General features: G+C 40.8%; 5 protein-coding genes. 3 read left to right on the forward strand and 2 right to left on the reverse strand.

Features of this window, described 5'->3' with window-relative positions; genetic code table 11:
* Positions 1-21: 21 nt before the first annotated feature.
* Positions 22-1,854: an ABC transporter ATP-binding protein gene (locus RM549_RS02770; RefSeq protein ID WP_311680635.1), complete on the reverse strand. Its 1,833-nt coding sequence runs from the start codon at positions 1,852-1,854 to the stop codon at positions 22-24.
* 104 nt (positions 1,855-1,958) lie between these two features.
* Between RM549_RS02770 and RM549_RS02775 the strand changes: the two genes are divergently transcribed.
* Entirely contained in the window at positions 1,959-2,504 is a 546-nt protein-coding gene (locus RM549_RS02775) for an RNA methyltransferase (RefSeq protein WP_311680638.1), read from the forward strand.
* Positions 2,505-2,613: 109 nt separating this feature from the next.
* Here the strand turns inward: RM549_RS02775 and folK are convergent, their stop codons facing one another.
* Positions 2,614-3,762 (reverse strand): 2-amino-4-hydroxy-6-hydroxymethyldihydropteridine diphosphokinase, encoded by a 1,149-nt coding sequence (folK, locus tag RM549_RS02780; RefSeq protein WP_311680640.1) that lies wholly within the window; start codon positions 3,760-3,762, stop codon positions 2,614-2,616.
* Between the two features lie 101 nt (positions 3,763-3,863).
* Here folK and RM549_RS02785 point away from each other — a divergent pair, with 101 nt between their 5' ends.
* Both RM549_RS02785 and RM549_RS02790 read left to right on the forward strand, forming a co-directional pair.
* Positions 3,864-4,580 (forward strand): queuosine precursor transporter, encoded by a 717-nt coding sequence (locus RM549_RS02785; protein ID WP_311680644.1) that lies wholly within the window; start codon positions 3,864-3,866, stop codon positions 4,578-4,580.
* A gap of 3 nt (positions 4,581-4,583) precedes the next feature.
* Entirely contained in the window at positions 4,584-7,271 is a 2,688-nt protein-coding gene (locus RM549_RS02790) for an AsmA family protein (protein ID WP_311680646.1), read from the forward strand.
* Positions 7,272-7,316: the final 45 nt, after the last annotated feature.

The following is a 7,316-nucleotide window of genomic DNA, read 5'->3' on the forward strand; positions in this document are numbered from 1 at the left end:
TTAATTGAAATAGGACCGCCTTTATTGATATCCCGCTGCCTGTAAATTAAACAATTCCGCATACAATTTATCGTTTTTCATCAGTTCCTGATGCGTACCGATTTCCAGCACGGCGCCGTCTTTTAAAACCATAATCCTGTCGGCGATCCTTACGGTACTAAACCTGTGGGAAATAATCACCGCGGTTTTTCCTTCGGTTAATTTAATAAATCTGTCGAAAGCTTCAGTTTCTGCACGGGCATCTAAAGCTGAAGTTGGTTCGTCCAGAATCAAAACCTCAGCGTCTTTCATATACGCTCTGGCGATGGCGATTTTTTGCCACTGCCCTCCGGAAAGGTCTTTTCCGTTCTTAAATCTTTTTCCAAGCTGCTGATTATATCCCATTGGAAATTCTGAAACTACGTCTAAGGCCAGGCTTTTTTCTGCGGCGCCATCTAATCTTTCCTGATTATGGATTTCTGCAATAGCACCCATGGCGATATTTTCGCGCAGCGTTAATTCGAATTTCACAAAATCCTGAAAGATCACCCCAAAATACTGTTGATATTCGCTCTGTTTATATTGTTTCACCGGAATGCCATCCAGCAGGATTTCTCCTTCGGTAGGTTCATAAAACCTCAGCAGTAACTTAATAAGTGTTGTTTTTCCGGCGCCGTTTTCCCCGACAAAAGCAAGTTTTTCCCCGGCCTTCAGTTGAAAATTGATGTTTCTGACCACCCACATTTCAGATTTTGGATATTCGAAGCCAACATTCTTAAATTCAAATCCGTTGTTAATTTTCTTCGGCAAAGGCAGTTTTCCTTCCGAAGAACTTTCAGGGTACATGAGATCGAGGAATTCAAAGTAATCCTGAAGGTATAACGCGCTCTCTGTAATTGCCGTAAAGCGGGTGAAAAATCCCTGCAGTTTTGAACGGAGGCGGTTAAATGATCCGGAAAGAAAAGTGAGATCGCCAAGCGTAAACACACCTGCCACCGTTCTGAAAATTATAAAAACATACGCACCGTAATAGGCCGAAGTACCGATAACGTTAAAAAAGGAACCCCAGCCGGCACGTTCTTTTGCCAGCTTTTTACTCTGCGTATAATACTTATCGGAAAGATCTTTAAACCTGTTCGCGAGATAATCTGAAAGTCCGAACAATTTCACCTCTTTCGCGGTAACATCACTGGCACCAGCGTAACGCAGATAATCAAGCTCCCGCCGCTCCTGCGTCCAGCTACGGGCGAGGGAATAGCTGGTGCCACTAAACTTGATTTCATTGATAATGGTGGGAATGATGGAAATCACCAGCAAAATGATCAGCCAGGGCTCAAAAGCCACCACTCCGCCAAGCAAAGACAGAATGACCACGACATCTTCACCCTGCGTGAGAATATTGGACATTAAGCCAACACGACCAGTGGTTTGCTGCCTCGCCCGCTCCAGTTTGTCGTAAAATTCAGAATCTTCGAGCTGGTCCAGGTTTAATTCTGATGTTTTTTTGATGATTTTAACCGAAGTATTTATTGAATATTGATCGCCGAGCAGTCCGTCGCTCAAACTTATTCCGCGACTAATCAAATCTGAGATTACCGCCAGTCCAAATTCGACTGCGACCAAAATCCACAGCCGTTCAAGATCTTTTTCTTCCGCAGCGATCTGCAGTACAACTTCGTCTATAATGAGTTTCCCGACATAGAGAATAAGTACCGGCAAAAACGCATTAACTACGCGGCATAGCAGGTTTGCATAGAAAAGCGCCGGATTCACTTTCCTGATTTCTTTAAAAAACCTGGGAACGAACTTTAAGGAAGTAAAACTCTCCCTTAAATTAATTTTGTTGGGCTCTAACGATTTTTTCTTTGGCGGCAAAAGCTGATTTTTATTTGCAAGTTAAGGAGGAAAAATGGTTTTTGCAGCTGGCGACAATGGCTTCAAAACAAAATACTGAAATTAATAATTCTTATTTTCGCAAAATGGAAAACCGAAAGCTTAAGAACAGCGAACTGGATCGTAAATCTGTTGAAGAATTTAAAGAGGCCTCCAAAACGCCAATTATCGTCATCCTGGACAACATACGCAGCCTTAATAATATTGGATCTGTTTTTAGAACCGCAGATGCTTTTTTAATTCAGAAAATTTATCTCTGCGGAATCACCGCCCAACCGCCGCATAAGGATATTCAGAAAACTGCTCTGGGCGCTACAGAAACTGTCGCCTGGGAATATGCTGAAGATGTTTTGAAACTGGTGGAAAAGCTAAAAAAAGACAAGATCAAAGTTTTTTCCATTGAACAAGCCGAAGGCGCGGTGATGCTCAACAATTTCCAGCCGCCGGGCGGAGAAACCTGCGCTGTGGTTTTTGGAAATGAAGTAAAAGGTGTGCAGCAAAAGGTCGTTTCTGCGAGCGACGGAATTATTGAAATTCCGCAGCTTGGCAGTAAGCATTCTTTGAATATTGCAGTAAGTACGGGAGTTGTTCTGTGGGATTTATTTGTAAAAATTTCCTCTAATAAAAAGTGACCTTTTTCTATTTAAAAATCTGTTCCAAGGTTCTCTAATTTCTCATCTCATTTTACTTTATGCATTTGACGAAACCTACAAGGTTTTAAAAACCTTGCAGGAGAGACTCTTATTCCCCCTTCGGGGGGTAGGGGGAATCAATTTCTTCCAGCAGAGCCAGGTAATCTTTGCGGTTATTCACAAAGTCCTTGTTTGAAATATCGATGATCTGCACCTTCATCCCCGTCTGCGATTTAATAAACGAGAGATAGGATTTATTGATTTCCATTAAATATTCCGGCTGGATATTTTGCTCATAGTCGCGGCCACGTTTTTTGATGTTTTCGAGTAACCTGTCGGTATTCTGGTACAGGTAAATATATAATTCAGGTTTTACCAGTTCCTTGTACATAAGATGGAACAGCTTGTTGTAAAGCGAATACTCATCTTCCTGAAGCGTGATTTTGGCAAATATCAGCGATTTAAAAACATCGTAATCTGAAATCACAAAATCTTTGAAAAGGTCGTACTGCGAAATATCATCAGAAAGTTGTTGATAGCGATCTGCCAGAAACGACATTTCCAGCGAAAAAGCATACCGCTCCTTATCTTCGTAAAACTTCGGCAAAAACGGATTGTCTTTAAAACGCTCCAGAATCAATTTTGCATTGAAATCCTGGGAAATCATTGTGGAAAAGCTAGTTTTTCCCGCGCCAATATTTCCTTCTACCGCGATATAATTATAATTTTTGAAGCTGTAATTCTTCTGCGGAAGTTTCAATTCTTCAGAAATCTGGTTTATTTCAGTTTTGTCATTTGTTTGCTCAAGTAGTTCAGCAATCGTTTTTTTCAGAAGCGGATGTACTTCTTTGCCCGCGATATCCTGTAAAGGCTGAAGTACAAATTTACGGTTTTGCATTTCAGGATGCGGAATCTTCAGGTTTTTGGTTTCCACAACCTCATCCTCAAAAAGCAAAATATCGAGATCCAGCGTGCGGTTCTGGTAATTCCCTGATCCTTTTCTGCTACGACCGGCTTCAGTTTCTATCTGCAGTAATTTTTGCAGCACTTCTTCCGAAGAAAAACGTGTGGCAACAGTAACGCAGGCATTAAGAAAAGAGTTGCCGTTAAAGCCCCAGGCCGGAGTTTCGTACACTTTCGAAATATCCTTAACCTCACCAACTTCTTCAAAAAGACGATCTACAGCATTCTGCAGAAAGAGAAAACGCTCGCCAACGTTGCTTCCCAGCGCGATATGTACTAATTTAGGGGAATTCAATTGAGAAAAATTTAATAGGACCCGGTGAAAAATTTCACGGCAAATTAAGCAAAACAAAATCACATCTCCTTAATTTCGCCTCAAGTCTTTAAAAAAATAATGTGACGCAACTTTATATTAAGGACCAGCTTTCAGCACAAAAGATCTATCTTATTTTAGGGGGGTTATTTATCGCTTCCCTGGTAGTTTCCAACCTCATTTTTCAGAAATTTTTTTACTGGGATTTCTTCGGAATCTACACTTTTGAAATTTCCGTAGGAATTTTACCCTATCCTGTAACTTTTCTTATTACTGACATCATTAGTGAAGTTTATGGACAACGCAAAGCCAACCAGGTTGTCACTGCCGGAATTTTCGCTTCCTTTTTTTCCTTACTTATTGTATTTATGGCAGATGCCGCTCCTGCCACAGAGTGGTCGCCAATTAGCGATGAACTTTTCACTACGGTCTTTGGCGCCACTACCATTGCTGTTTTCGCTTCTATGGTCGCGTATTTGCTGGCGCAATATATTGACATCCAGCTGTTCCATTTCTGGAAAAAACTCACTAAAGGAAAACATTTATGGCTGCGGAACAATTTCTCCACTTTCCTGTCACAATTTGTAGATACGTTTTCGGTCTTATTTTTGCTCTGTAGTTTCAATAAAATTGAATGGAATCTGTTTGGCGGATTATTGCTTAGCGGATTCCTTTTTAAAGTTATAGTCGCCGCGATAGACACTCCGTTTTTATACCTTGGTGTCTATGCGCTTAGAAAAAAGTTTGGATTAGCCCAGGGTGAAGAATTAAAAGATCCCGGGCAAGATTTAAAAGTATAGTTTATGAAAAAAGCACTTAAAATATTCGGAATTTTCATTTTAGTGGTGGTTATTATTTTAATCGCCGCTCCCTTTGTTTTCGAAACCCAGATTGAAAATTTTGTAAAAAAGACGATCAATAAAAACGTTAATGCCCAGGTTGAATTCAGTGAGATTGACCTTAGCTTTTTCAGAAGTTTTCCGCAGGCTACAGTTGTTCTTAGCGATGTAAGCGTAATTAACAAAGCTCCTTTTGAAGGTGACACGCTGGCGCTAAGTGAAGAAGTGCTACTGGAAATGTCGATAAAAGAACTTTTTAAAGGCAGTGAAGAGCCGAAAAGTATTGATGAATTCCGCCTGAATAACGCTTATGTAAACATAAAAGTGGACTCCCTTGGAAATGCCAATTATGATATTGCTATTGAAGATACCACGGCTACGGCTGCCTCAGACACTACTACGGCCAGCGGTTTTAGCCTGGACCTGAAACATTACGAAATCAACAATTCTCGGTTAAAATATGTAGATGAAGGTTCTAAAATGTCCCTTCACCTTGAAGATCTTAACCACAACGGAACCGGTGACTTTTCTCTGAACGAGAGTGAACTGGATACCGAAACCACTGCACTGGTGACCTTTGATTTTGACGGCACCAATTATTTAAACCGAAACAAAGTGGCCCTGGATGCCGTAATACAGATGGATCTCGAAAATATGAGATATACCTTCCTGGAAAACGAGGCGATGATCAACCAATTACCGCTAACTTTTGATGGTTATGTGCAGGTAAATGAAGAAAATAATGAAATTGACCTGAGTTTTAAAACGCCATCTTCGGACTTTAAAAATTTCCTTGCTGTTATTCCTGAAGAGTACGCAAAGAATATAGAAAATGTTGAAACTAATGGAGATTTTGTGGTAAACGGAATAATCCGTGGGGTTGTGGACGAAACTTATATCCCAAAGATGGATATTAAAGTAAGTTCAAATAATGCATCCTTCAAATATCCAGATTTACCGAAAAGCGTTCAGGATATCAACCTGGATTTACAGATCATCAATGAAACCGGACTTGTAGACGACACTTATATCACTTTTGACAATGTCACCTTCCGGATAGATCAGGATAGGTTTGCCGCAAGCGGAAGTGTGCGCAATCTTATGGAAAATATGCTGGTTAACATGAATTTAGACGGCACCATAAATTTGGCAAATATCGAGCAGGCGTATCCGCTCGATATGGATTTGGACCTCAACGGAATCTTAACCGCCGATCTTACCACAAGTTTTGATATGAATTCCATTGAAAATGAACAGTATCAAAATGTGAACAGTAAGGGCGCAGCCAGTATCAGAAATTTTAGCTACAGGTCTCCTGAAATTCCCAACGAAGTACAGATTTCCAGCGCGAACCTCAACTTCAACCAGGGAGATGTAACGGTGCCGGATTTAAAAATGACTACGGGACAAACCGATATTACAGCTTCAGGAACTATTCAGAATCTGATGGGCTTTCTTTTTACTGAACAGGCTTTAAAAGGAAACTTTCAGGTGAATTCCAACACTTTTGCTGTAAATGATTTTATGGTTGCTGAAGCTGAAGAAACCGTTACAGAAGATTCCACAGAAACTTCAGAAGAAACGACTCCGCCGCAACCAACAGGCGAAGAAGCTGTAAAAATCCCTTCTTTTCTGGATGTGATAATCGCCTTTAATGCGAACCGCGTATTGTATGATAACCTGGAACTAAAGAACACAACAGGAACCATTATTCTGAAGGATGAAACTGCAACACTTCAAAATGTAAGCAGCAGCATTTTTGATGGAACTATTGGATTAGATGGTAATGTTTCTACAAAAAATCCCACGCCTACGTTCCAGATGGACCTGAACCTGAATGCACTAAACATCGCCCAGTCCTTTAACAGCATGGAAATGCTGCAGGCGCTCGCTCCTATTGCAAATGCACTGGAAGGAAAGCTGCAAACCACATTAAATCTACAGGGAAATCTTAACAACGATCTTACACCGCAGCTCCAAAGCCTTGCGGGAACTGCTTTAGCTAAGATTTTAACTGCGGAAGTAAATCCAGACAATATGCCGTTATTGAGCAGGCTTGATGATCAATTAAACTTTCTTGATCTGGACGATATTAACCTGGACAACCTCAAAACCAACCTTACTTTTAACAACGGAAATGTTGAAATTTCCCCTTTTAATTTTGACGTGAAGGGAATTAATGTGGAAGTTGGAGGATCGCACGGTTTTGATATGAATATGAATTATAATGTTAATCTGGACGTGCCGGCGAGATACCTGGGAAGCCAGGTTGGAGGAGCATTAGGGCAGCTAAGCGGTGAAAATATTCAAAATATGATGGTGGCACTTCCGGTGAGTTTAAGAGGAACTTTTAATAATCCGCAAATCAACCTGAATATGCAGCAGGCTGTTACAAATCTCACTCATAAGATTGCTCAGCAACAAAAAGAAAAGCTGCAACAGAAAGGTCTGGATGCGATGAATGATATCCTGAAAGGCAGAAGGAGCACCGATAACCCAACGCCACAGGATACGACCACCGTAGACACAACCGCAACTCCACAACAGACACAGAGGAGTACCGAAAAAAAGGTGGAAGAAGCAGCACGAAATATCCTTGGTGGGATTTTAAACAACAGAACCAAAAAGAAAGATACTACTGCAAGTGAGTAGTGAAGAGTAAAGGGTGAAAAAAGTGGAGAGTGGAGAGTTATAATC

The sequence above is a fragment of the Autumnicola patrickiae genome, assembly GCF_031846525.1.
Lineage (GTDB): Bacteria > Bacteroidota > Bacteroidia > Flavobacteriales > Flavobacteriaceae > Autumnicola > Autumnicola patrickiae.